The organism is Altererythrobacter sp. Z27 (assembly GCF_052683155.1).
The window spans coordinates 1,649,590-1,672,241 of record NZ_JBQYMC010000001.1; the positions used below are offsets into that span (position 1 = coordinate 1,649,590).

The following is a 22,652-nucleotide window of genomic DNA, read 5'->3' on the forward strand; positions in this document are numbered from 1 at the left end:
TTTCCCCGCCCCTGCCATGCGCCTATCCGGTCCGGCTGTCCGCCGAAATCGGGCAGCGACCCGATCTATGCATGACGGACATGCCTTGAAGCCCCTGCCCCTGCGCAGCGAAGGCTGGCGCGGCGAAGTTGCCGCGACCTTCCGGCTCGCCTGGCCGCTGGCGCTTGCCAACTTGTTGCAGATGCTGGTGCATGCGGTCGATGTGATCTTCGTCGCGCGGCTGGGCGAAGTGGAACTTGCCGCTTCGGCACTGGGCATCGCGCTGTTCGGCCTGCTGATGTGGGCTTTCTCGGGCCTCACCGGCATTGTCGCCGCGCTGATCGCGGAAGAGCTTGGCCGCCGCCGCCATGCCGTGCGCGAAGTGCGCCGCTCGGTGCGGATGGGGCTGTGGCTCGCACTCGCTTCGGGCATCGTCGGCATGGCGATCTGCTGGCATGGCGAAGCGCTGATGCTCGCGACCGGGCAGGACGCGCATCTCTCGTCCCGCGCGGGCGACTTCCTGCGCATCATCATGTGGGCGATGGTGCCGATGATCATGGCGAACGTGCTGCGCAATTTCGTCTCGGCACTGGGCCGCCCGGTCTTCGCCACCGCGATCACCGGGCTGGCGCTGGGCACCAGCGTGCTCGCCAATTACACCTTCGTGTTCGGCCATTTCGGCGCGCCGGCCATGGGGCTTGAGGGCTCGGCGCTGGCCAGCGTCGTCACTTCGCTCTTCATCCTCGCGAGCTACCTCGTGGCGATCGCTACGGACCGCAGGCTGCGGCGCTATCAGGTGCTGGGCAATTGGTGGCGCCCCGAATGGGACCGGCTGCGCCTGCTGCTGAAGCTCGGCTCGCCGGTCATGGTCATCATCATCGCAGAGGCTGGCCTCTTCAGCGGCGCGGCGCTGCTGATGGGCCGCATCGGCGCATCCGAACTTGCCGGGCATACAGTCGCGCTGCAAGTCGCGGCGCTCGCCTTCCAGGTGCCTTTCGGCATCGGCCAGGCCGCGACGATCCGCGTCGGCTACCATTTCGGCGCGGGCGACCGCGAGGCGATCGGCCGGGCAGGCTGGGTCGGGATCGTGATGGGCGGCGGCTTCATGTGCTTCACCGCCGCGCTGATGATCCTTGCGCCCGAATTGCTGCTGCGCATCTATGTCGACCCGCTCGACCCCGCCAATGCCGCGATGGTCGGTTTTGCCGTGAGCTACATGGTGGTGGCTGCGGCGTTCCAGCTGTTCGACGGGGTGCAGGCGGTGGCGGCCGGCGCGCTGCGCGGCGTGCAGGACACGCGCGTGCCGATGCTGATCGCGATCTTCAGCTATTGGGTGCCCGGCTATGGCGTGGCGATCTGGCTCGGCTTCTATACTCCGCTCGAAGGGACCGGGGTGTGGATCGGGCTAGCGATTGGCCTCGTCTTCTCCGCCGGGCTGCTCACCCGCCGCTGGTCGCGGCGCGAGCGGCTGGGCCTGACGATCCGCACCGCCTGACCTGCCGAAACGCTGTGGCCGGGTGCAAAATTTTTGCGCCCGCGCGTGTTGACTCACCGGCCAACCATCCCCAAATGCGCCGCGCTGGCACTCTCGAGGGGAGAGTGCCAAGGCAGATATTCACTCAAGCAAGAAAGGTCATCCACATGGCATTTCGTCCGCTGCACGACCGCGTTCTGGTCCGTCGCATCGAAGCCGAAGAAAAGACGGCCGGTGGCATCATCATCCCTGACAGCGCCAAGGAAAAGCCGAGCGAAGGCGAAGTCATCGCCGTCGGCGAAGGCAATCGCGACGACGATGGCGAGCGTATCCCGCTCGACGTCAAGGCCGGCGATCGCATCCTGTTCGGCAAGTGGTCGGGCACCGAAGTCAAGATCGACGGCGAAGAGCTGCTGATCATGAAGGAAAGCGACATCATGGGGATCATTTCCTGATCGCCTGAGCCACGCGCTTCCTTTCCAACAATTCTATTCCAGGAGAAACACCAATGGCAGCCAAGGACGTAAAGTTCGGCCGCGACGCGCGCGAAGGCATTCTGCGCGGCGTCAACACCCTCGCCAATGCGGTGAAGGTTACGCTGGGCCCCAAGGGCCGCAACGTCGTGATCGACAAGAGCTTCGGCGCACCGCGCATCACCAAGGACGGTGTCTCGGTCGCCAAGGAAATCGAGCTGAAGGACAAGTTCGAGAACATGGGCGCACAGATGCTGCGCGAAGTGGCCTCGAAGACCAACGACCTCGCGGGCGACGGTACCACCACCGCCACCGTTCTGGCGCAGGCGATCGTGACCGAAGGCATGAAGTCGGTCGCCGCCGGCATGAACCCGATGGACCTCAAGCGCGGCATCGACCTCGCAGTCGAAAAGATCGTCGCAAACCTCAAGGGCCGTTCCAAGGAAGTGGCCGGTTCGAACGAGATCGCCCAGGTCGGCATCATCTCGGCCAATGGCGACCGTGAAGTCGGCGAGAAGATCGCCGAAGCCATGGAAAAGGTCGGCAAGGAAGGCGTGATCACCGTCGAGGAAGCCAAGGGCCTCGAGTTCGAACTCGACGTCGTCGAAGGCATGCAGTTCGACCGCGGTTACCTGAGCCCGTACTTCATCACCAACCCGGACAAGATGACCGTCGAGCTCGACAACCCCTACATCCTGATCCACGAAAAGAAGCTGTCGAACCTGCAGCCGATGCTGCCGATCCTCGAAGCCGTGGTGCAGAGCGGCCGTCCGCTGCTGATCATCGCGGAAGACATCGAAGGCGAAGCGCTGGCGACTCTCGTGGTCAACAAGCTGCGCGGCGGCCTGAAGGTTGCAGCGGTCAAGGCACCGGGCTTCGGCGATCGCCGCAAGGCGATGCTGCAGGACATCGCGATCCTCACCAAGGGTGAAATGGTCAGCGAAGACCTCGGCATCAAGCTCGAAAGCGTGACCGTGGGCATGCTCGGCGAAGCCAAGCGCGTCAGCATCGACAAGGACAACACCACCATCGTCGATGGCGCCGGTGCGGCGGACGACATCAAGGCACGGGTCGAACAGATCCGCGCCCAGATCGAAACCACCACCAGCGACTATGACCGCGAGAAGCTGCAGGAACGCCTCGCCAAGCTCGCCGGCGGTGTCGCCGTGATCAAGGTTGGCGGCGCTTCGGAAGTCGAAGTGAAGGAACGCAAGGACCGCGTCGACGACGCGCTGCACGCGACCCGCGCAGCCGTGGAAGAAGGCATCGTCCCGGGCGGCGGTACTGCCCTGCTCTTTGCCACCCGCGCGCTCGACGGCCTGGCTGGCGCCAATGAAGACCAGACCCGCGGCGTCGACATCGTGCGCAAGGCGATCCTTGCTCCCGTGCGCCAGATTGCTGAAAACGCCGGCCATGACGGTGCGGTGGTTTCGGGCAAGCTGCTCGAATCGAAGGACGAGACCTTCGGCTTCAACGCTGCAACCGACGTGTACGAGAACCTCGTCGAAGCCGGCGTAATCGACCCGACCAAAGTCGTGCGCACTGCGCTGCAGGACGCGGCCTCGGTCGCTGGCCTGCTGATCACCACCGAGGCGGCTATCGTCGAAAAGCCGGAAGACAAGCCGGCCCCGGCGATGCCCGACATGGGCGGCATGGGCGGCATGGGCTTCTAAGCATGTCCTGAGCCCTGTCGAAGGGCACTACCCAGCCAAACAGGCACAAAGAGGCCCGGCGGAGCGATCCGCCGGGCCTTTTCCTTTGCCGGTCGATGCGAAGGGCAGGCCGCAAGAGCGGCTGCCCTCACTCGCGCGTCACCCGCCCTTGCGGCTTGCCTCCAGCCGGTCGAGCACTTCCTTCGGCCAGGTTACCTGCGTCTGCGTTTGCGGGTTGAACAGGTCGCCCGGATAGATCGCCGCTTCCGCCGCCGTGATTTCCTCGGCCGAGAGGAATTCGCTCGGCTCAAGCGCGAAGACGTCGAGCCCGCGTGCGATCTCAGTCGCGTAGATCCGGCCCTTGTACCAATAGGCAGACCAATATCCGCCCATCCCCAGCTGGTCCTTGTCGACCGGGCCGCGGTCGAAATAGGCGATCTCGTGGATATTGTCCGGATCGGTGAAGTCGATCACGCTGATCCCGCCCTGGTACCATGCCTGCACGAAGATATCACGCCCCGGCACCGGAATGATCGAGCCGTTGTGCGCGACGCAGTTTTCCTTGTCGCTCTGCGGCGCGGGCAGCTTGAACCCGCCGTGATGGACCAGCTTGCCATCCTCGATCGCGTAGAAGGCATCGGCGCCCCAGTTCATCGGATCGCCTGCCTGGCAACGCGGACGCCCGCCTCCTCCCCATTCGTCGGTGAACAGCACCTTGGTGCCGTCATTGTTGAACGTGGCCGAGTGCCAATAGGCAAAGCCCTTGTCGGTCACATCGTCGATGCGCGTCGGCTTGAGCGGATCGGAAATGTCGAGGATGATCCCGTTGCCCGAGCATGCGCCCGCGGCCAGCTTCTTCGCCGGGAACACGGTGATGTCGTGGCACTGGTTGGTGACGCTGGTGTCCTGGGTCCCTTCGCCATGGTCGCCGCCGCGCCACAGGCCGGCAATCTGCCCATCCTTGGCGAAAACGCGCGGCCGGTCGACGATGCGCGCAGCCGCAGGATTGGCGACCGGGATCTCGATCACATCGATGCTGAAAAGCGCAGTCTCGTCGCCCGCATTGCTGAAGCAGCCTGCCAGTTCTTCGCTGTCGCGCACATAGGACGTGCCCGAATTGTAGATCACGATCCGCTGGCTGTCGGCGCTCACGACTGAATGGGTGTGGCTGCCGCGGCAGGTCTGGACCTGGCCCACCTGGCGCGGCCGGGTGATGTCCGAGATGTCGAAAATGCGCACGCCGCGGAAGCGTTCGCTGTCGACCTTTCCATCGGTGCCTTCGAGCCCGCAATTGATCCGCCCGCGCTGTTCCTCGACGCTCATGATCAGCAGGTCGCCGACGATCGAGACGTCGCCCTGCCCGCCGGGGCAGACGATCGAGCTGACCAGCTGCGGCATGCCGTCCGCGCCCAGCCGATAAGCGTTGAAGCCGTGGTAATTGCCCGCCACCAGCAAATCGCCTGAGAAGGCCATGTCGGTGTTGGCGAAATCGAGCAGCGAGCCGCGTTCGCCGAATTGCGGCTTCTCCTCTTCCTTCTCTTCGTCGCGCGGATCGGGCGGCGGCGCGCCCTTGCCCGCCTCTGCCTTGGCGGGCATGGCGTGACCGGCATGCGGATCCGCAGCGTCGGCCTTCGCCGTTTCCTTCTTGGGCTTGAGCGGCTGCAAGCCTGCGGGGTTCGCCGGATCGAAGAAGCCCGCGGGCTTGGGCAGTGCGGCAAGGTGGCGCAAATTGCTGATCGCTTCGCCTGCATCGCGGAAACCCGCCGCCAGCGTGGCGCGCGGATCGCTCGAAAGCCCGGCGAGCAGCTTGTTCATCCGCTCGATCTCGGCGCGCTGGTCGCTCACCACGTCGTTGGTGAACTGGAACATCACCGGATCGTAGGCTGTGCCAGGGGTGCTGTGCAAATCGCTCACCATGTCGAGCGCGCCGCGGTGGTGCGCGATCATCAGCTGCAGGAACAGCCGGTCGAAGGAAGTGCTGCTGGCGGCGGCGAGTTCGGCCATCTGCGCCGGGCTCGCCATGCCCATCATGCTGTGGTGTGCATGGCCCATTCCGGCCATTTCCAACGGCTCGCCCCGCGCTTCGAGCCATTCGCGCATGAACTTCATCTCGTCGGCCTGGCCGGCGTTGATGCGCCCGGCGACCGCGACAACGTCAGGATTGTTGGTGCGTCCCTCAACCAGTTCAGCCATGTCGACCGCCTGCTGGTGGTGCACGATCATGCCCTGCATGAAGCTGACGTCGCCCGGAGCGTAGGAGGTTGCAGCGAGCCGGGTCGCTTCCTCGGCGGTCAGCACCCGGGTCGGCTTGCCGGGTGCGCCGGGCTTCACGATCGGTGCGTCCTGCGCGATGGCGATTGTGGCCGAAGTGCCCGCCAGCAGGCTGGCAGTCGCGAGTGCGATCCCGCGGAATGCGGAGAGCGGAATTTTCGAAGTCATGCAAAGCCCCATTTGCAAAGATTGAACGGGCGTAGTCCTGCCATGGACACAATCGAGGTCAAGCCGGATTGCCCGCTAAGCTATCAAAGCGCCGAATTCTTCGACGAACGACACGGCTGAGCGAAGGGAATCCATGCCCCTCGCACGCCGAATCATCGGGCCCAACATGTTGATTCTGGCGCAAGCATGGAACCTTTCATCGCAGCAAGGAGCTTTCGAGCTTGCAGCGAGGAATCGCTAGCCGTTAACCCTGTGCAAACCACAAACGGGTAAGGTTGGGGCATGAAACGGCCAGTCACAGCATTTTTGGCCCTCGCGCTAGTATTTGGCGGCGCATCCGCAGCGCTCGCGCAAACTCAGGACTTCGAAGCGGCGTTCGACCGCGCGCTCGGCACCGAGCTGCGCGCGCCGCAGACTTTCGAAGCGGTCTATGAAACCTCGCTCGAGCGCCGCATCGCACAACTGGCCGATGGCAGCCGCGGCCGGATCGGCGTCGCCGCGATCGACCTGACCACCGGCGAGCGGATCGGCGTGCTCGACGACCAGCTGTTCCCGATGGCTTCCACCAGCAAGGTCGCGGTCGCCGCGACCTTTCTCGAAATGGTCGAGCAGGGCAAATATTCGCTCTCTAGCGAATTCCCGCTGATGCTCCCGGTCGCATCGGCGCGCTTCTCATCGCCCGTCGCTCCGGTGCGCGCAGGTGAATATATGCCGGCAAGCCAGCTAATCGAAATCATGATCGCACGCTCGAGCAATCCCGCGACCGATGCGCTGCTTGCAGCCGTTGGCGGTCCGGCGAAAGTCACTGACTGGATGCGGCGGCACGGCTACAAGGAATTCAGCATCAATCGCGACATCGCCACGCTGGTGCGCGATGACGGAGAGTTCAATCCGGCTTCGCATATCGACAAGCGCGATGCTGCAACGCCGCGCGCCATGCTCGATTTCCTCGCCGGGCTGTATCAAGGCAAGTTCCTGAAGCCCGAAAGCCGCCAAGTGCTGCTCGATGCGATGTCCAAGACCCGCACCGGCAAGCGGCGCATCCCTGCGCAGATGCCGGAATTCGTCGAAGTCAGCCACAAGACCGGGTCGCTCAACAACACATCTAGCGATATTGGCATCATAGAAGGGCCCGACGGTCGCGCAATTGCAGTGGCGATTTACGTTACCGGACAGGGAACGCGCGCAGCACGGGAAGACCGGATCGCGTCAATCGCGCGGGCACTCTATGATGGCTTTGCCGAGCGCGCCAAAAAACAGCAACCCAACTGGACCAACGCCGAGCACACTGGCGGCTGAGCCGTCGCGGCGGATCGAACCGCCCCATTCCCTGCAGGCAAACGAAAAGGGCGGCGCCTTGCGGCACCGCCCTTCACAAATCGAAAAATCGATTCTGCCGAATTACTCAGCCGGTGCTTCTTCAGCAGCAGCTTCTGCAGTGTCGGTGGCTTCAGCAGCAGCTTCAGCAGTCGCGTCAACGGCTTCTTCGGTCGCTTCAACAGCGGCGTCAGCATTGGCTTCTGCGTCAGCAGCCATTGCGTCAGCGGTTTCGCCAGCTTCTTCAGCGGTTTCCGAGCAAGCAGCGAGGCCAAGAGCCGAAACGGCAACAGCGGCAGCAAGAACGATCTTACGCATAGGTTTAATTCCTTGATCAGCGAGTGTTTCTGCGCGACCCCCAAAGCAGGATCTCACACAAAGCGAACCCAGGAGCTCACTTCGGGGGCGGTAAATAATGGCCATTTTGTGGCCACGCAAGCGAATTTGCGTGATCCTTGCCATTTTGCTGCCTCAATTCATCCCGTTCGAAACCCACCCTGCCCCCGGCCCGAATAGCTTGCAAACTCTGCGCATAGCTGCCCCAAAGCAGCTTACCAGCGCGGCCCTGCGCTGCTAGCAATGCGACATGGCCGAGCAGCAGCACCTCTATCTCGTCGACGGTTCTTCCTACATTTTCCGGGCCTATCACCGGTTGCCGCCGCTGACCGATCCCGAAGGTACGCCGGTGGGCGCAGTCTATGGCTACACCACCATGTTGTGGAAGCTGGCGGAAGATCTCGACAAGGCGGAAGGGCCGACTCACCTTGCGGTGATCCTCGACAAGGATTCGAAGAGCTTCCGCAACGAGATCTATGACCAGTACAAGGCCAACCGCCCGCCCGCGCCCGAAGACCTCGTGCCGCAATTCCCGCTGATCCGCGACGCCACCCGCGCCTTCAGCCTGCCCTGTATCGAGATGGCGGGATACGAGGCCGACGACCTGATCGCCTCTTATGCGCGTGCGGCGCAGGAACGCGGATGGAACGTCACAATCGTCTCATCCGACAAGGATTTGATGCAACTGGTGGGCGAGCACGATGGCGCGCGCATCGACATGCTCGACACGATGAAGAACCAGCGCATCTTCCGCGACGAGGTGGAAGAGAAGTTCGGCGTGGGACCCGAGTTGGTCGGCGACGTGCTGGCGCTGATGGGCGATTCGGTCGACAATGTGCCGGGCATTTTCGGGATCGGCCCCAAGACCGCTTCGAAGCTGATCGCCGAACACGGATCGCTCACCGCCGCGCTCGACGCCGCGCCCGAGATGAAGTCCTCCAAGCTCAAGGACCGGCTGATCGAAGGGCGCGGCGATGCCGAGCTGAGCAAGGTGCTGGTCACGCTGAAAGAGGATTGCGAGCTGCCCGAGCCGCTCGACGATTTCAAGCTCGACGGCGTCCCGCCCGCACCGCTCGCCGCCTTTCTCGGCAAGCACGGCTTCACTTCGCTGCTGCGTCGGCTCGACGGCGGACATGGCAGCCCGTCGCGCGCGACCGACCTCAACCCGCCCAAGCAACAGACGCAATCGGACAAGGGCGCGCATGAGGGCAACCGCCAGCCGCTGCCCGAAATGCCGCCGATCGACCGCAGCGCCTATGAAACGGTGCAGACCATCGAGCGGCTCGAACACTGGGTCGAGCGTGCCTTCGCCGCGCGGCAAGTCGCGGTCGACACCGAAACCTCGTCGCTCGATTCGGTCGCGGCGGACCTCGTCGGGGTGAGCCTGGCGCTGGGCCCCAACGACGCGTGCTACATCCCTCTTGCCCATGGCGGCAGCGACATGTTCGCCGAAAAGCCGCAGCAGGTGCCGCTGGCGGATGCGATCGCTGCGCTCAAGCCGCTGCTCGAAAGCGACGCAGTGCTCAAGATCGGGCAGAACATCAAATACGACCTCAACGTGCTGGCGCGGCAAGGCATCGCGGTGGCCCCGGTCGACGACACGATGATCCTCAGCTTCACGCTCGATGCGGGGCGCGGTGAGGGCATGGGAGGCGGCCACGGCATGGACGAGCTGTCTGAGCGCCACCTCGGCCACACGCCGCTCGCCTTCAAGGATGTGTGCGGCACTGGCAAGAAGCAGATCCCCTTTGGCGAAGTGCCGCTGGACAAGGCGACCGAATATGCGGCGGAGGACGCCGACGTCACCTGGCGCCTTCACCAGCATCTCAAGCCGCGTCTGTCGTTCGAGGGTGGCACGCGTATCTATGAGCGGGTCGACCGCCCGCTGATCCCGGTCGTCGCGCAGATGGAACGCCACGGGATCAAGGTCGATCGTGCGCAGTTGGCCAGGCTGTCGGAGGAATTCGCCAGCGAAACGGGCCGGCTCGAAAAGGAAATCCACCAGCTGGCGGGCGAGGAATTCACAGTCGGCAGCCCCAAGCAATTGGGCGACATCCTGTTCGACAAGCTCGGCTACAAGGGCGGCAAGAAGGGCAAGAGCGGCCAATATTCGACCGACCAGAGCGTGCTAGAAGGGCTTGCCGCGCAGGGTGCGGAGATCGCGCGCAAAGTGCTCGAATGGCGTCATCTCGCCAAGCTCAAGTCGACCTATACCGACGCCTTGCAGGAACAGATCAACCCGGCGACCGGGCGGGTCCACACCAGCTACAGTCTCGTCGGTGCGCAGACCGGGCGGCTTTCCTCGACCGACCCCAATTTGCAGAACATCCCGGTTCGCACGCCGATCGGTCGGCAGATCCGCGAAGCCTTCGTGCCCGAAGCGGGCAATCTGCTGCTCGCCGCCGACTATTCGCAGATCGAGCTGCGGCTCGCGGCGCATATGGCCGACGTGCCCACGCTGAAGGAAGCCTTCGCCAATGGCGAGGACATCCACGCCCGCACCGCGCAGGAGATGTTCGGCGAAGTGACGCGCGACACCCGCGCGCGCGCCAAGACGATCAACTTCGCAATCCTCTACGGCATTTCGCGCTGGGGGCTCGCGGCGCGGCTCGAAGTCGAGCCGGACGAAGCGCAGGCGATGATCGACACCTATTTTCAGCGCTTCCCCGGCATCCAGCGCTATATCCATGAGACGCTCGAGTCCGTGCGCGAGCGTGGCTATTCCGAAACGCTGTTCGGCCGCAAAACATGGTTCCCGCGCATCAATTCGAAGAACCAGGCCGAACGGCAGGGCAGCGAGCGAGCCGCGATCAACGCGCCAATCCAGGGCACCAGCGCGGATATCATCAAGCGCGCGATGGCGCGGATGATGCCTGCGCTGGACGAGGCAGGCCTGGGCCATGTGCGTATGCTGCTGCAAGTGCATGACGAACTGGTGTTCGAACTACCCGAAGGCGACGTCAGCAAAGCCTCGCCGATCATCGAGCGCGTGATGGCCGAAGCGGCCCGCCCGGCTGTCGAACTGTCCGTGCCGCTGGGGGTCGATATCGGCACCGGAACCAGCTGGGACGCAGCGCATTGATTTTGCGCAGGCTTTGCAACGTCGGGCATTTCCGCATAGGTCTGGTGTGATGCTGGACAGATACAATCCACTCAATTGGGAAATCGACTGGATCGCCATCGGCGAGGGAGCGCTGCTCGTCTCCATCGCCGTAACGGTCGCTTATCTGCTTTATCGGGCGGTTTTTGCGGTTGTCCGGCGCCTTACTGCGCTTTCCGAAACCCATGTCGACGAGATGGTGGTCGAGCGCGTCCGCCGTCCGGTCAAATGGTCATTCATTGCCATCGGCGTCACCGTAGTGGCGCAATCGGACCCGCATCTTCAAGGCATTTGGGAACCGATCGCGCGCTTCGTGCGACCCGCGCTGCTCGGCTGGATCGCCTATACGCTGGTCAAGGCGTTCACCGCCGCGATCGAATACCGGCTGGAGATTTCCGACGATCCTGTCGCGATGCGCAGTCGCAAAACGCGCATCGCTATCCTTTCCCGCACGGCGACCTTCGCCATCATCTTCATCACAGTGGGCCTGATGTTGATGGGCATTCCCGGTGTGCGTGATATCGGCACGACCCTACTCGCATCGGCGGGCCTTGCCGCACTGGCGGTAGGCGCCGCAGCGCAGCCTGCGCTCAAATCGCTGATCGCCGGGCTGCAGATGGCGGTAACCGAACCGCTCAGGATTGGCGATCTTGTGAAGGTAGATGGCCAAGCCGGACGGGTCGAGGAAATCAAGATGAGCTTCGTCACCGTGCGCACCTGGGACGAACGCGTGCTGATCGTGCCAACCAGCCGGTTTCTGGACGAAGGCTTCGAGAACTGGTCGCGCAAGAGCGAAGCCCTGACCGGGCCAGTGATGCTGCACCTCGATCCGATCGCTGACGTTGGCCCGATCCGCGCGGAATTCGAACGCTATGTGCAGGAGCATGAGCTGTTCGACCAACGCAACATGGCGCTGGTGATGACCGAAGCCTATCCCGAAAGCGTGGAGCTGCGCATGTCGGTGAGCGCGAAGACTATTGGCGAATTGTTCCAGCTGCGCTGCGACCTGCGCGAACACATGCTCAAATGGCTGCGCGAGAACCAGCCCGAGGCGCTGATCCGCCATCGGCTGGAATTGCCCGGCGGCCATGCCAAGGCGGGCGAGCCTAACGGTCCAAACGCCTGACGCGACCGGGCGGAACCGTTCCGCCTATTCGATCCCGCTTTCCTCCGGCGAGGTGCCGTGCTTACGCCCGCGGGTCGGTTCGACCATGCCTTCATGGATGAAGCCGATTGGCCGGACTTCGGCCGCGCGCTTCTTCAGCTCGCCGCGCATCTTCTGGTATTCGCTTTCCATCGCTTCGGTCACGGTGGCACGCGCATCCTCCAGCGCTTCGGCGAAGTCCTGCGCTTCGACCTGCTCGACATCGCCGCCCACGCGGCGCAGCGCGTTGAGCCCGGCGCGGCGCACCACGTCTTCCAAGTCGGCCCCGGTGAAACGCTCGGTCTTTGCGGCGATTGCGGCAAGATCGACATCGCTCGCCAGCGGCATGTCCTTGGTGTGAATCTGCAGGATATGCTCGCGCCCGCCCTTGTCGGGCGTGCCGACATAGACCAGCTCGTCGAAGCGACCGGGGCGGAGCAGCGCCGGATCGACCAGCGCCGGGCGGTTGGTCGCGCCGATCACCACCACCGATTGCAGCTCTTCCAGCCCGTCCATTTCCGCGAGGATGGTGTTGACCACGCGGCCGGTTACTTGCGGTTCGCCCTGTCCGCTGCCGCGCGCGGGCACCAGGCTGTCGATCTCGTCGATGAAGATCACGCATGGTGCGACCGAGCGCGCGCGCTGGAACATGCGCGCGATCTGCTGCTCGCTTTCGCCATACCACTTGCTGAGCAGGTCCGAACTCTTCATCGAAATGAAGTTCGCTTCGGCTTCCTTCGCCACTGCCTTGGCCAGCAGCGTCTTGCCGGTGCCCGGCGGGCCATAGAGCAGGAAGCCCTTGGCCGGGCGGATACCCAGCCGGTCGAACGCAGCGCGGTTTTTGAGCGGCAGTTCGATCCCTTCCTTGAGCTTGTCGACCGCATCAGCGACCCCGCCGATATCGCTCCAGCTGACCTTGGGGATCTGCACCATCACTTCGCGCATGGCGGAGGGCTGGATACGCTTGAGCGCGGCGAGGAAATCGTCACGGGTGACGCAGAGTTCCTCGAGCACTTCGGGAGGGACAGTCCGCTCGTCGAGATCAAGCTTGGGCATGATCCGGCGAACGGCTTCGATCGCGGCTTCACGCGCCAATGCGGCGATATCAGCGCCGACGAAGCCATGCGTGGTGCGTGCAAGCTCCTGCAAATCGACCTTCTCGCCGAGCGGCATGCCGCGGGTATGAATCGCCAGTATCTCGCGCCGCCCGCCTTCGTCGGGCACGCCGAGCACGATCTCGCGGTCGAAGCGGCCCGGCCGACGCAGCGCCTCGTCGATCGCATCGGGCCGGTTGGTGGCGGCGATCACGACCAGGTTCGAACGCGCTTCGAGCCCGTCCATCAGTGTCAGCAGCTGCGCGACCAGCCGCTTTTCCGCTTCGCCCGGAACCTGGGTTCGCTTGGGCGCGATCGAATCGATCTCGTCGATAAAGATGATCGACGGCGCGGCGCGCGCCGCCTCCTCGAACACTTCGCGCAGCCGCTTCTCGCTCTCGCCATAGCCCGAGCCCATGATTTCCGGCCCGTTGATGGTGAAGAATTCGGCTTCGCTTTCATTGGCCACCGCCTGCGCCAGCCGTGTCTTGCCGGTGCCCGGCGGGCCATGCAGCAGCACGCCCTTGGGCGGATCGACCCCGAGCCGTGTGAACAGCTCAGGGTAGCGCAGCGGCAGTTCGACCATCTCGCGCAGCTGCCGGATCGTATCGCCCATCCCGCCGACATCGTCGTAATTGACGACGGCGCGCGCATCGCGCGGCTCCTCGAACTCGGCGCGCAGTTCGACTTCGGTATCCTCGTCGATATGGACGATGCCCTTGGGCGCGGTCGATACGACCGAAAGGCGGATCTGGGTCAACGCATAGGCCGGCGCGCGCAGAAGCTGGCGCACGTCAGGCGGCATGTTCTGCACCGGCTGCTGGCCGGTGGTCGCCACAAGGTCGCCGGCCACTAGCGGGCGGCGGAAGAAGTTGCGCTTCAGCGCCTGGCCCGGCCCCTGCAGCCGCATTTCGCGCTGCGCCGGGGCGAATACCACGCGCGTCGCCGGGCGCGACTGCGCCACCGCGATGGTGACGTGCTCGCCCGAACCGACTTCGGCATTGCCGCGCTGCAGCCCGTCGAGCCGCACGACGTCGAGCGCCTCGTCCTCGCTATAGGCCGCCATGGCGATTGCAGGCGTGCTGCGCTTGCCGGTGATTTCGATCACATCGCCTTCGGTTATGCCCAGCGCCTGGAAGGCCGAACGGGGAATGCGCGCGATGCCCTGGCCCGATTCCTCCTGCCGCGCGGCGGCGACCTGGAGCCGGACCGTCTTGGGTTCCGTCTTTTTGCTGCTGGCTGGCGCATCGGCCATGGGGAACTCCCGATTACCTGGACAAACCCAAGCTAGGGAGCCGGAGGCCAATGTTCAAACGGGGATCGCGATTGCGGCGCTTTGGCCGCGGGCAAAGAAAAAGGCCCGACCAAAAGGCCGGGCCGGAAAGTCTTTGGGAGAGGATGCCTAAAAGGCCTCTTCCCTATGCGGACGAGCCCATTTTTGTGCAAGTGCGAAAAGGTCATCGATAGTTGCAAGAAACGCAACCGTACGCCTTCTATCGGGCGTCAGGTTTCTGAAATTTCATCATAAACCTGTCTGTCTTTCCGCGCACGGACTCGTCGAACACATTCTTCGACAGGTCGTCATTGCTGCGCCGCAACACATCGCTTTGCGCTTCAAGCACGAACCCCGCTTGCGTCATCGCACTCACCACATTCTCGGGCGCGATGCGATGGACACGCTCGGTGACTTCGCGCGGATCGCCCGCCGGACCGACGTGGTCGATCACGATCACATGCCCGCCGGGCTTCACTGCGGCGAACCAGTTGGCGAGCACCCCGTCGACATCAAGCCGCGGAAAGCCGAACCTCTCCGATTCCCAAAAGAGGTCATGGAAATTGAGGTGAGTGAAGATCGTGTCGACGCTGCCGGGCGCGAGCAGCATCGCGCGCGGATCGACCGCCATGGGGCGGATATTGCCATGCGCGGCGACTCGTTGCGCCCATTCCTCGGCATTGTAGAATCGCGTGGGATTGATCGCGTAGACCGCGCCCTTTTTGCCGACCAAATCGGCCAGCAGCGCGGAATAATAGCCGCCGCCGGCCATGAAATCGGCCACCGTGTCGCCCGGCGCGACGCCGACAAAGCGCAACACATCGGCGGGATGGCGGCCTTCGTCGAGCGCGCGATCGGCTGCGGTGCGGCTTTTCGCGGCAAGTGCATTGTCCACTTCATCGGCCCAGGCCGGCGCGGCCTGCGCCAGCGCAAGCGCCGCCAATGCGGAGCCAAACATAATCCTGATCATATATTCCCCCTCCTCTATCCTCGAACGCGAAAGCAGGATCGCTGACGGAAGCCTCGTGTGCAAGCTGCCTCCGACCAAGCAGGGGCATCCGTCGACGAGCGGCCAGCGCACCGGCTTCTCCCAAGACAGCGGATGACAGCCCTCCGGCGAGGCGCTATGCGCGCCGACGGGCGAACTCTCCCGCCCTGCCAGACCTGAGAGGCCGATGCAGAAACTCTATCCCGATGCCGCCACCGCGCTCGAAGGAGTGCTTCGCGACGACATGCTAATCGCCAGCGGGGGCTTCGGCCTGTGCGGCATTCCCGAACGCCTGCTTGATGCGATCCGCGATAGCGGGGTGAAGGGCCTGACTTTCGCCAGCAACAATGCCGGGATCGACAATGAAGGCATCGGCAAGCTGCTGCGCACTCGGCAGGTGAGGAAGATGATCTCCTCCTATGTCGGCGAGAACAAGGAGTTCGAACGGCAATTCCTTTCGGGCGAACTCGAAGTCGAATTCTGCCCGCAGGGCACGCTGGCCGAACGCATGCGCGCCGGCGGCGCGGGCATCCCGGGATTCTACACCAAGACCGGCGTCGGCACGCAGGTCGCCGAGGGCAAGGAGCACAAGGACTTCCCCAATCGCGACGGGGCGATGGAAACCTACATCCTCGAGCATGGGATCTTCGCCGACTTGGCGATCGTCAAGGCATGGAAGGCCGACGAAACCGGCAATGTGATGTTCCGCAAGACCGCGCGCAATTTCAACGTGCCCGCCGCAACCTGCGGCAAGGTGTGCGTGGTCGAAGTCGAGGAAGTGGTGCCCGCCGGATCGCTCGATCCCGACTGCATCCATTTGCCCGGCGTCTATGTGAACCGGATGATCGTGGGCGCGCCCTACGACAAGAAGATCGAGTTCAGAACGGTCCGTGAAAGGGAGATCGCCTAATGCCCTGGGATCGCAACCAGATGGCCGCGCGAGCGGCGCAGGAATTGGAAGACGGCTATTACGTCAACCTCGGCATTGGCATTCCCACGCTGGTCGCCAACCACATTCCCTCAGGGATGCATGTGACGCTGCAGAGCGAGAACGGCATGCTGGGGATCGGCCCCTTTCCTTATGACGACGAGGTTGATCCCGACCTGATCAACGCAGGCAAGCAGACCATCAGCGAGCTGCCGCACAGCGCCTATTTCGACAGCGCGCAGAGCTTCGCGATGATCCGCGGCGGACATATCGACCTGACCGTGCTGGGCGCGATGGAAGTGGCCGAGAATGGCGACATCGCCAACTGGATGATCCCGGGCAAGATGATCAAGGGCATGGGCGGCGCGATGGACCTCGTCGCGGGTGTAAAGAAGATCATCGTGGTGATGGACCACAATGCCAAGGACGGCAGCCCCAAGTTCATCCCGGCCTGCACGCTTCCGCTGACCGGCAAGAACGTGGTCGACATGATCATCACCGATCTGGGCGTGTTCCATCGGCCTGATCACTCCAGCCCGTTCCGCCTGGTTGAACTGGCACCGGGCGTGACCACGGAGGAAATCGCCGCCAAGACGACGGCACATTACGAGGTGGCGCTTTAGGCTCGACGATGTGGCTAGGTAATCCGCGAAACCCGAACGCTCCGCTCGCCGGCCTCAAGGTGGTCGAGCTGGCGCGCGTGCTCGCGGGGCCATGGGCGGGGCAGATCCTGGCTGACCTAGGTGCGGACGTGATCAAGGTTGAAAGCCCCGATGGCGACGGCACGCGCAAATGGGGCCCTCCCTGGGTCGAGCGCGAAGGGCCTGACGGCGAAGTTCGGCGCGAGGCCGCCTATTACCATGCCACCAATCGCGGCAAGCGCTCGATTGTGGCGGATTTCGGCGATGCGGGTGACCTTGCGCGCGTGAAGGCGCTGATCGCTGATGCCGACGTGGTGCTGGAGAACTTCAAGACCGGCTCGCTCGAAAAGTTCGGGCTAGACTACGCGTCGCTCGCCGCCGCCAACCCGCGGCTGGTCTATTGCTCGATTACCGGCTTCGGCCAGACCGGGCCGCGCGCGCATGAGGCCGGGTACGATTTCGTGATCCAGGGCATGAGCGGCTTCATGGCGCTGACGGGCGAACCCGAAGGCCAGCCGATGAAGATGGGCATCTCCATCTCGGACCTCACCTGCGGGCTTTATGGCGTGATCGGTATCCAGGCCGCGCTGGCGATGCGCGAACGCACCGGCCGCGGCCAGCATGTCGACATGGCGCTGCTCGATTGCTCGGTCGGCCTGCTGGCGAGCCAGGCGCTGCATTACCTCACCACTGGCACCAACCCGCCGCGCATGGGCAATGAGCATGCGCAAGTGAGCGCCTATGGCGTGTTCCCGACACGGGACGATCCGGTGATCCTGGCACCCGCCAATGACGGGTTGTTCCGCAAGCTGCTCAAGGTGTTGGGCCGCGACGATCTGTTGGATGAGCCCCGCTTCGCCACCAACGAGGCGCGCATCGCCAACCGTGCCGAGCTCGACGCGATGATCACTGCAGAAACAGCCAAGCACGACCGCGCGCATCTGCTCGAGCAGTGCCACGAGCACGGCATTCCCGCCGGGCCGATCCATGCCATCGACCAGGTCTTCGCCGACCCCCAGGTTGTGGCGCGCGGGATGCAGGTGGAGCTGGGCGGGCTACCCGGCGTGCGCAGCCCGTTCACCTTCTCCGAAGCCGAATTGGCGCTCGACCGACCTTCACCTATGCTGGGCGAGGATGATCCTGCTAGCGGCTAAGCCACGGGGTTAATCAGCCAACCGCCGCCTTCAGCGCATCGACCAGATCCGTGCGTTCCCACGGGAAGAAATCGCCTTCGGGGGTCCGGCCGAAATGGCCATAGGCCGCAGTCCGGCGATAGATCGGCTTGTTGAGGCCAAGGTGGGTGCGGATGCCGCGCGGGGTCAGGCGCACCAGTTCAGGCAGGATTTTTTCCAGCTGCGCTTCGGTCACGCCCTTGCCGGTGCCGTGCAGGTCGACATAGATCGAGAGCGGCTCTGCCACGCCGATCGCGTAGGAAAGCTGGATCGTGCAGCGCCGCGCAAGGCCCGCCGACACGATGTTCTTGGCGAGATAGCGGGTGATATAGGCAGCCGAGCGGTCGACCTTGGTCGGATCCTTGCCGCTGAATGCGCCGCCGCCATGCGGCGCGGCACCACCATAGGTGTCGACGATGATCTTGCGGCCGGTCAGGCCTGCATCTCCATCTGGACCGCCGATCTCGAAACGGCCGGTCGGGTTGATGTGATAGACGGTGTTCTCGGTCAGAAGTTCGTCCGGGAGAACATCGGCGATCACGCCCTTCACATAGTCGCGCAGCTCGGCATATTTCGCTTCGCCGCCTTCGCCGCCATGGAAGAAATACCCCGGCGCATGCTGGGTCGAAACCACGATCGCAGCAGCTTCAGCAGGGCGCTCGTTGTGATAGCGCAGCGTCACCTGGCTCTTGGCGTCGGGCTCGAGGAAAGGCGCAGCTCCGCTCTTGCGGTCGGCCGCCATGCGCTCAAGGATCTTGTGGCTGTAGTCGAGCGTCGCGGGCATCAGGTCAGGCGTCTCGTCGCTGGCATAGCCGAACATGATGCCCTGGTCGCCCGCGCCTTCATCCTTGTTGCCGCTGGCATCGACGCCCTGCGCGATATGCGCCGACTGGCCGTGCAAGTGGTTCTCGAAGACCAGCGTTTCCCAATGGAAGCCCGACTGCTCGTAGCCGATTTCCTTCACCGTGCGGCGGACCGTCGCTTCGATTTCCTCGAGCGCACCGGGTGCCCACTCGCCATTCTCATACACGCCCTTGCAGCGGATTTCGCCCGCCAGCACGACCAGCTGGGTGGTGGTCAGGGTTTCGCAGGCAACGCGCGCTTCGGAGTCTTTCGACAGGAACAGGTCTACGATAGCGTCTGAAATCTGGTCGGAAACCTTGTCCGGGTGCCCTTCGGAGACGCTTTCGGAAGTAAACAGGAATTCGCTGCGCATGATGCCTCGATATAAAGAGTTCTTTATGTGTGAAAACGCTCCCTAGACCCGGCGGCGGCGCATGGCAACCAGCGATGCAGCGAGAATCAGCAACGCCCAGCCAAGCGGCAACCAATTGCCCAGCCGTGCGAACAGTGTCGGCGCTTTGGCGGGCGGGATCAAGCCGTCGAGCCGCCCCGTCACTCCGGTCGGCACATGCTGGCGCACCACGCCATTGGCATCGATCACGGCGCTGATCCCGGTAGTGGTCGAGCGCAGCACCGGCAGGCCCTCCTCGATTGCGCGCAGCCGCGCCTGCGCCACATGCTGCGGCGGCCCCCAGCTGCCGAACCATCCGTCGTTCGACGGGTTGAAGATGTAGTCGGGCCGGTTGGCGCGATCGACCACATGCCCCGAGAAGACAATTTCATAGCAGATTTGGATCCCGGCCCTGCCGAAACGCCTGAGATCGAGCGTGCGTGGCCCGGGGCCCGGCAAATAGTCGATCGATCCTGCCACCAGCCGCGAAAGCCCGATCGGCTCGAGGATCTCGCGCATCGGCAGATATTCGCCATAGGGCACCAAATGCGCCTTGGCGTAATCGCCCACGATCTCACCGCGCCCGTCGATCGCGCTCACCGAATTGCGCGCACTGACTGCCGTGGTCCGCCCTTCAAGCTGTCCGATATCGAGATGGACGAGGCCGGTGAGCAACAGTGATTGCTGCCCGATAAGGACACCGATCCGCTTCCGCGCGAAATCGGGATCGGCCCCGGCGGTGCGCGCGCTGTAATAGCGCTGCGGATAGCCGTTCTCGAGATAGTCGGGGATCGCCGCTTCGGGCCACAGCACCAGCCGCTCGCTGTCATTGCCGGGCATGGTCAGCTGCGCGATGCGGATGAACTGGTCCTCGAATTTGCCGGGATCCTCCCGCTCAGCCTGCGGGATGAGCGGCTGGACCAGCGCATAGCGGATCGAGCCTTCGGCCTGCGTCAGGCTGCCGAAGGGAAAGGTCATCGCCCCGATGACGAGCAATGCCAGCACCAGCTGGCCGACGCGTCGTCCCTGCTGCACCAGCGCCGCAAAGCCGCCGGCGATCAGGATCGCCAGCCCCGAAAGCGCATAGGTGCCGAGCCAGGGCAACAGCAATGCGATGCCCGGGCTGTCGAAATCGCCCAGCAGCATCAGGCCCAGCGGCGGCCACGGATAGCCGGTGAAGACCCAGCCGCGCAGCCATTCGGCCACTATCCAGGTCGCAGCAAACAGTGCGGCAAAGGTGAAAGTCCCGGCATTCCGGCCGAGCCGGTTTGCGGCGAAGGCGGCGAGCGCGGGATAGACCGCGAGGTAAAGGCACAACAGCGGCACCGCCAGCCAGCCGAGGAACTGCGGCATCTCGGCCTGGTAGGTAAAGGCAGTCGCGATCCAGCTGTTGGCGACGGTGAGGTGTGCAAGGCCGAACAGCCAGCCCATCAATGTGGCGCGTTTCCAGCAGTTCGCCTGTCGCAGCAAGGCGATGAACAGCGCCAGCGCCGCAAGGCCGACCGGCCAGAGGCGGAGCGGGGGAAAGCCGCAAGCGGCGATTGCGCCAAGCAGCGCGGAAGCGAGCAGCGGCCGCGCCGCCATCGCTTGCCAGATCCGATCGAGCCGCGAGGTCATGCCCTGTACGTGCCCCTGCCCGATCCCGGGAATTGCGTTTGCGATCAGCCTACGGCGCGCAGTGCGTCGCCATCGTCATCCTTGGTGCGGCGGCGGCGACGCGGCTTCGCTTCCTCGCCCTCGTCATCGCTGCTGGCAGAGATCGAAGGAGGAAGAACCGCCGCATCGAATTCGCCCGAGCCGCCCTCGTCGCGCGGCGCGCGCTCCTTGCGGCGCGGCTTGTTCGAACCGGCATTGCGGCGGCGCGGCTGGTAATCGCCTTCGTCGTCACTGCTTTCGATCGTTTCGCCTTCGACGCCCTGCTCGCCTTCGTTCATGCCGTCGTTCTGATCGTCACGACCCTGCTCGTCGCGATAATCGCGCGAGCGGCGCGAACGGCGGCGATCATCGCCATCGTCTTCGTAATCTTCGTCGTCCTGCTGCTGGCCGCGCTCGTCGGGCCGACGGCCGCCGCGTGCTTCGTCCTGCCGCGCCTTGTTGTCGGCAATCACGCGGAAATAGTGATCGGCGAACTGGAGGTAGTATTCGGCCTGCACCCGGTCGCCATTGTGCTGGGCGTCCTGAGCGAGCTTCTTGTACTTTTCGAGCAACTGCGGGGCGTTGCCGCGTGCGCGGCTGTCGATCCGGTTGAGCTGCTGGCCGCCGCCGCTCTGATTGCGATTGCCGCGACCGCGGCGACGATTGTTGCGATTGTTGTTCAAGGAAAAACCGTCCTCACTGGAGGCCCCACGCGACCATTCGCTGGCGCGGGGTCAACTCACCCCTGTTCTTCGCCCCGCCCAATCGGACGGAGCAGTCCTATCCGCATGCCCCGGCAGGCGGGTTCGCGCTGCCCAATAACCTTTAAATGCGGAGCTTGGCGCAATGGTTCGCAGCTTTGGCAAACCAGAGGCCGATTCGGAGTTAGTGCTTCCAAGCCGGTTTGCCAAGCCTTTATGTCAGAATGAGCGCGCGCGGCCGCTCGGCAAGATCGCGGCGCAAGGAAACGGAAAATCCAGCCTCCTCAGCAATTTGCGCCACCATCTCCGCTTGCCCAGCCCCGATCTCGAGCACTGCAGCGCCGGTTTCTGTCAACAGGCTGCGCAATTGCGGGACGATGATACGGTAGTCGTCGAGCCCTTCGGGGCCCGCAAAGAGCGCGCTGGCGGGCTCGAATTCGCGCACCGAGGCGTCAAGCCTTGCCGTGGTTTCGACATAGGGCGGGTTGGCGATAACCAGTTCGAAGCGGCCCAGATCGTCAGCCCAACCGGCTTCGCGCCAGTCGCCACGCTGCATCCGCGCCCGCTCGCCCAGCCCCAGCCGCGCCGCATTCGCCGCCGCCACCGCGAGCGCGCCGAGCGACGCGTCGATCCCCACGCCGGTGAGGCCTGGGCGCTCGGCCAGCAGGGTCAGCAGCAAGGCGCCCGATCCGGTGCCGAGATCGAGCACCCGCCCGTCAATCGGCGCCACCTCCAGCGCCGCCTCGACCACGCTCTCGCTGTCGCCGCGCGGGATCAGCACCGCCGGACTGACGATGAAGCTGCGCCCGAAGAACTCGGCCTCGCCGAGGATGTAGGCGACCGGCTCGTGCCGCGCCCGGCGCTCGACCAGCGCCGCGAAGCAGGCCGGCGCCTCCGCACCCATGTGGCGCAGCAACATGTCCGACCGGCTGGCACCCAGAGCATGCGCCATCAGCAGTTCGGCATCGAGCCGCGCGGTGTCGCTGGTTTGAGAAAGGTTCTGCGTCGCCGCGCGCAAGGCGTCAGCTACTGTCACTCGCTCCGCTCCGTTCGTGTCGAGCGAAGTAGAGAC

General features: G+C 64.3%; 17 protein-coding genes. 9 read left to right on the forward strand and 8 right to left on the reverse strand.

Features of this window, described 5'->3' with window-relative positions:
* Nucleotides 1-67: 67 nt before the first annotated feature.
* From ACUJ47_RS08060 to groL, 3 genes are all read left to right on the forward strand, one after another.
* Nucleotides 68-1,474: an MATE family efflux transporter gene (locus ACUJ47_RS08060; RefSeq protein ID WP_445537892.1), complete on the forward strand. Its 1,407-nt coding sequence runs from the start codon at nucleotides 68-70 to the stop codon at nucleotides 1,472-1,474.
* A 146-nt stretch (nucleotides 1,475-1,620) separates the two neighbouring features.
* Nucleotides 1,621-1,908 carry a co-chaperone GroES gene (groES, locus tag ACUJ47_RS08065; RefSeq protein WP_354143842.1) on the forward strand — a complete coding sequence of 96 codons (288 nt, stop codon included), beginning with the start codon at nucleotides 1,621-1,623 and terminating at the stop codon, nucleotides 1,906-1,908.
* 53 nt (nucleotides 1,909-1,961) lie between these two features.
* Entirely contained in the window at nucleotides 1,962-3,599 is a 1,638-nt protein-coding gene (gene groL, locus ACUJ47_RS08070; protein WP_445537893.1) for a chaperonin GroEL, read from the forward strand.
* A gap of 138 nt (nucleotides 3,600-3,737) precedes the next feature.
* Here the strand turns inward: groL and ACUJ47_RS08075 are convergent, their stop codons facing one another.
* Nucleotides 3,738-6,017: a DUF305 domain-containing protein gene (locus ACUJ47_RS08075; protein WP_445537894.1), complete on the reverse strand. Its 2,280-nt coding sequence runs from the start codon at nucleotides 6,015-6,017 to the stop codon at nucleotides 3,738-3,740.
* 282 nt (nucleotides 6,018-6,299) lie between these two features.
* On the opposite strand from ACUJ47_RS08075, the gene ACUJ47_RS08080 reads away from it, so the two are divergent.
* Nucleotides 6,300-7,316, forward strand: a complete 1,017-nt coding sequence (locus tag ACUJ47_RS08080) for a serine hydrolase (RefSeq protein ID WP_445537895.1) — start codon at nucleotides 6,300-6,302, stop codon at nucleotides 7,314-7,316.
* A 102-nt stretch (nucleotides 7,317-7,418) separates the two neighbouring features.
* Here ACUJ47_RS08080 and ACUJ47_RS08085 read toward each other — a convergent pair whose 3' ends face one another.
* Complete coding sequence (locus tag ACUJ47_RS08085) at nucleotides 7,419-7,796, reverse strand: hypothetical protein (RefSeq protein WP_445537896.1); 378 nt, start codon at nucleotides 7,794-7,796, stop codon at nucleotides 7,419-7,421.
* Between the two features lie 124 nt (nucleotides 7,797-7,920).
* Between ACUJ47_RS08085 and polA the strand changes: the two genes are divergently transcribed.
* Together polA and ACUJ47_RS08095 are read left to right on the forward strand one after the other, a co-directional pair.
* The gene (gene polA, locus ACUJ47_RS08090) at nucleotides 7,921-10,752 is read left to right on the forward strand and encodes a DNA polymerase I (RefSeq protein WP_445537897.1); all 2,832 of its coding nucleotides are present in this window, start codon (nucleotides 7,921-7,923) and stop codon (nucleotides 10,750-10,752) included.
* A 49-nt stretch (nucleotides 10,753-10,801) separates the two neighbouring features.
* On the forward strand, nucleotides 10,802-11,896 hold the full coding sequence (locus ACUJ47_RS08095) for a mechanosensitive ion channel family protein (RefSeq protein WP_445537898.1): 1,095 nt from the start codon (nucleotides 10,802-10,804) through the stop codon (nucleotides 11,894-11,896).
* A 24-nt stretch (nucleotides 11,897-11,920) separates the two neighbouring features.
* Here ACUJ47_RS08095 and ACUJ47_RS08100 read toward each other — a convergent pair whose 3' ends face one another.
* Together ACUJ47_RS08100 and ACUJ47_RS08105 are read right to left on the reverse strand one after the other, a co-directional pair.
* The gene (locus ACUJ47_RS08100) at nucleotides 11,921-14,263 is read right to left on the reverse strand and encodes a CDC48 family AAA ATPase (RefSeq protein ID WP_445537899.1); all 2,343 of its coding nucleotides are present in this window, start codon (nucleotides 14,261-14,263) and stop codon (nucleotides 11,921-11,923) included.
* Between the two features lie 238 nt (nucleotides 14,264-14,501).
* Entirely contained in the window at nucleotides 14,502-15,251 is a 750-nt protein-coding gene (locus ACUJ47_RS08105) for a class I SAM-dependent methyltransferase (RefSeq protein ID WP_445537900.1), read from the reverse strand.
* 205 nt (nucleotides 15,252-15,456) lie between these two features.
* On the opposite strand from ACUJ47_RS08105, the gene ACUJ47_RS08110 reads away from it, so the two are divergent.
* The 3 genes from ACUJ47_RS08110 to ACUJ47_RS08120 are packed head-to-tail and all read left to right on the forward strand — an operon-like array spanning nucleotide 15,457 to nucleotide 17,992.
* Nucleotides 15,457-16,179 (forward strand): CoA transferase subunit A, encoded by a 723-nt coding sequence (locus ACUJ47_RS08110; RefSeq protein ID WP_445537901.1) that lies wholly within the window; start codon nucleotides 15,457-15,459, stop codon nucleotides 16,177-16,179.
* Nucleotides 16,179-16,820 (forward strand): CoA transferase subunit B, encoded by a 642-nt coding sequence (locus tag ACUJ47_RS08115; protein WP_445537902.1) that lies wholly within the window; start codon nucleotides 16,179-16,181, stop codon nucleotides 16,818-16,820. The genes ACUJ47_RS08110 and ACUJ47_RS08115 overlap by 1 nt, the downstream gene beginning before the upstream one ends.
* A gap of 8 nt (nucleotides 16,821-16,828) precedes the next feature.
* Nucleotides 16,829-17,992, forward strand: a complete 1,164-nt coding sequence (locus tag ACUJ47_RS08120; protein ID WP_445537903.1) for a CaiB/BaiF CoA transferase family protein — start codon at nucleotides 16,829-16,831, stop codon at nucleotides 17,990-17,992.
* A 13-nt stretch (nucleotides 17,993-18,005) separates the two neighbouring features.
* Here the strand turns inward: ACUJ47_RS08120 and metK are convergent, their stop codons facing one another.
* The 4 genes from metK to prmC all read right to left on the reverse strand — a co-directional run bounded on the left by metK (nucleotide 18,006) and on the right by prmC (nucleotide 22,616).
* Complete coding sequence (gene metK, locus ACUJ47_RS08125; protein WP_445537904.1) at nucleotides 18,006-19,226, reverse strand: methionine adenosyltransferase; 1,221 nt, start codon at nucleotides 19,224-19,226, stop codon at nucleotides 18,006-18,008.
* Nucleotides 19,227-19,268: 42 nt separating this feature from the next.
* Nucleotides 19,269-20,861 carry an apolipoprotein N-acyltransferase gene (gene lnt, locus ACUJ47_RS08130; protein ID WP_445537905.1) on the reverse strand — a complete coding sequence of 531 codons (1,593 nt, stop codon included), beginning with the start codon at nucleotides 20,859-20,861 and terminating at the stop codon, nucleotides 19,269-19,271.
* Between the two features lie 44 nt (nucleotides 20,862-20,905).
* On the reverse strand, nucleotides 20,906-21,562 hold the full coding sequence (locus ACUJ47_RS08135) for a DUF4167 domain-containing protein (RefSeq protein ID WP_445537906.1): 657 nt from the start codon (nucleotides 21,560-21,562) through the stop codon (nucleotides 20,906-20,908).
* 232 nt (nucleotides 21,563-21,794) lie between these two features.
* Nucleotides 21,795-22,616: a peptide chain release factor N(5)-glutamine methyltransferase gene (gene prmC / locus ACUJ47_RS08140; protein ID WP_445537907.1), complete on the reverse strand. Its 822-nt coding sequence runs from the start codon at nucleotides 22,614-22,616 to the stop codon at nucleotides 21,795-21,797.
* Nucleotides 22,617-22,652: the final 36 nt, after the last annotated feature.

Coding starts and splice junctions, on each gene's coding strand:
- ACUJ47_RS08095 (WP_445537898.1), top strand. CDS start 10,802: ATGCTGGACAGATACAATCCACTCAATTGGGAAATCGACTGGATCGCC.
- ACUJ47_RS08115 (WP_445537902.1), top strand. CDS start 16,179: ATGCCCTGGGATCGCAACCAGATGGCCGCGCGAGCGGCGCAGGAATTG.
- ACUJ47_RS08060 (WP_445537892.1), top strand. CDS start 68: ATGCATGACGGACATGCCTTGAAGCCCCTGCCCCTGCGCAGCGAAGGC.
- groL (WP_445537893.1), top strand. CDS start 1,962: ATGGCAGCCAAGGACGTAAAGTTCGGCCGCGACGCGCGCGAAGGCATT.
- groES (WP_354143842.1), top strand. CDS start 1,621: ATGGCATTTCGTCCGCTGCACGACCGCGTTCTGGTCCGTCGCATCGAA.
- lnt (WP_445537905.1), bottom strand. CDS start 20,861: ATGACCTCGCGGCTCGATCGGATCTGGCAAGCGATGGCGGCGCGGCCG.
- ACUJ47_RS08075 (WP_445537894.1), bottom strand. CDS start 6,017: ATGACTTCGAAAATTCCGCTCTCCGCATTCCGCGGGATCGCACTCGCG.
- ACUJ47_RS08100 (WP_445537899.1), bottom strand. CDS start 14,263: ATGGCCGATGCGCCAGCCAGCAGCAAAAAGACGGAACCCAAGACGGTC.
- polA (WP_445537897.1), top strand. CDS start 7,921: ATGGCCGAGCAGCAGCACCTCTATCTCGTCGACGGTTCTTCCTACATT.
- ACUJ47_RS08110 (WP_445537901.1), top strand. CDS start 15,457: ATGCAGAAACTCTATCCCGATGCCGCCACCGCGCTCGAAGGAGTGCTT.
- ACUJ47_RS08080 (WP_445537895.1), top strand. CDS start 6,300: ATGAAACGGCCAGTCACAGCATTTTTGGCCCTCGCGCTAGTATTTGGC.
- ACUJ47_RS08120 (WP_445537903.1), top strand. CDS start 16,829: ATGTGGCTAGGTAATCCGCGAAACCCGAACGCTCCGCTCGCCGGCCTC.
- metK (WP_445537904.1), bottom strand. CDS start 19,226: ATGCGCAGCGAATTCCTGTTTACTTCCGAAAGCGTCTCCGAAGGGCAC.
- ACUJ47_RS08105 (WP_445537900.1), bottom strand. CDS start 15,251: ATGATCAGGATTATGTTTGGCTCCGCATTGGCGGCGCTTGCGCTGGCG.
- ACUJ47_RS08085 (WP_445537896.1), bottom strand. CDS start 7,796: ATGGCAAGGATCACGCAAATTCGCTTGCGTGGCCACAAAATGGCCATT.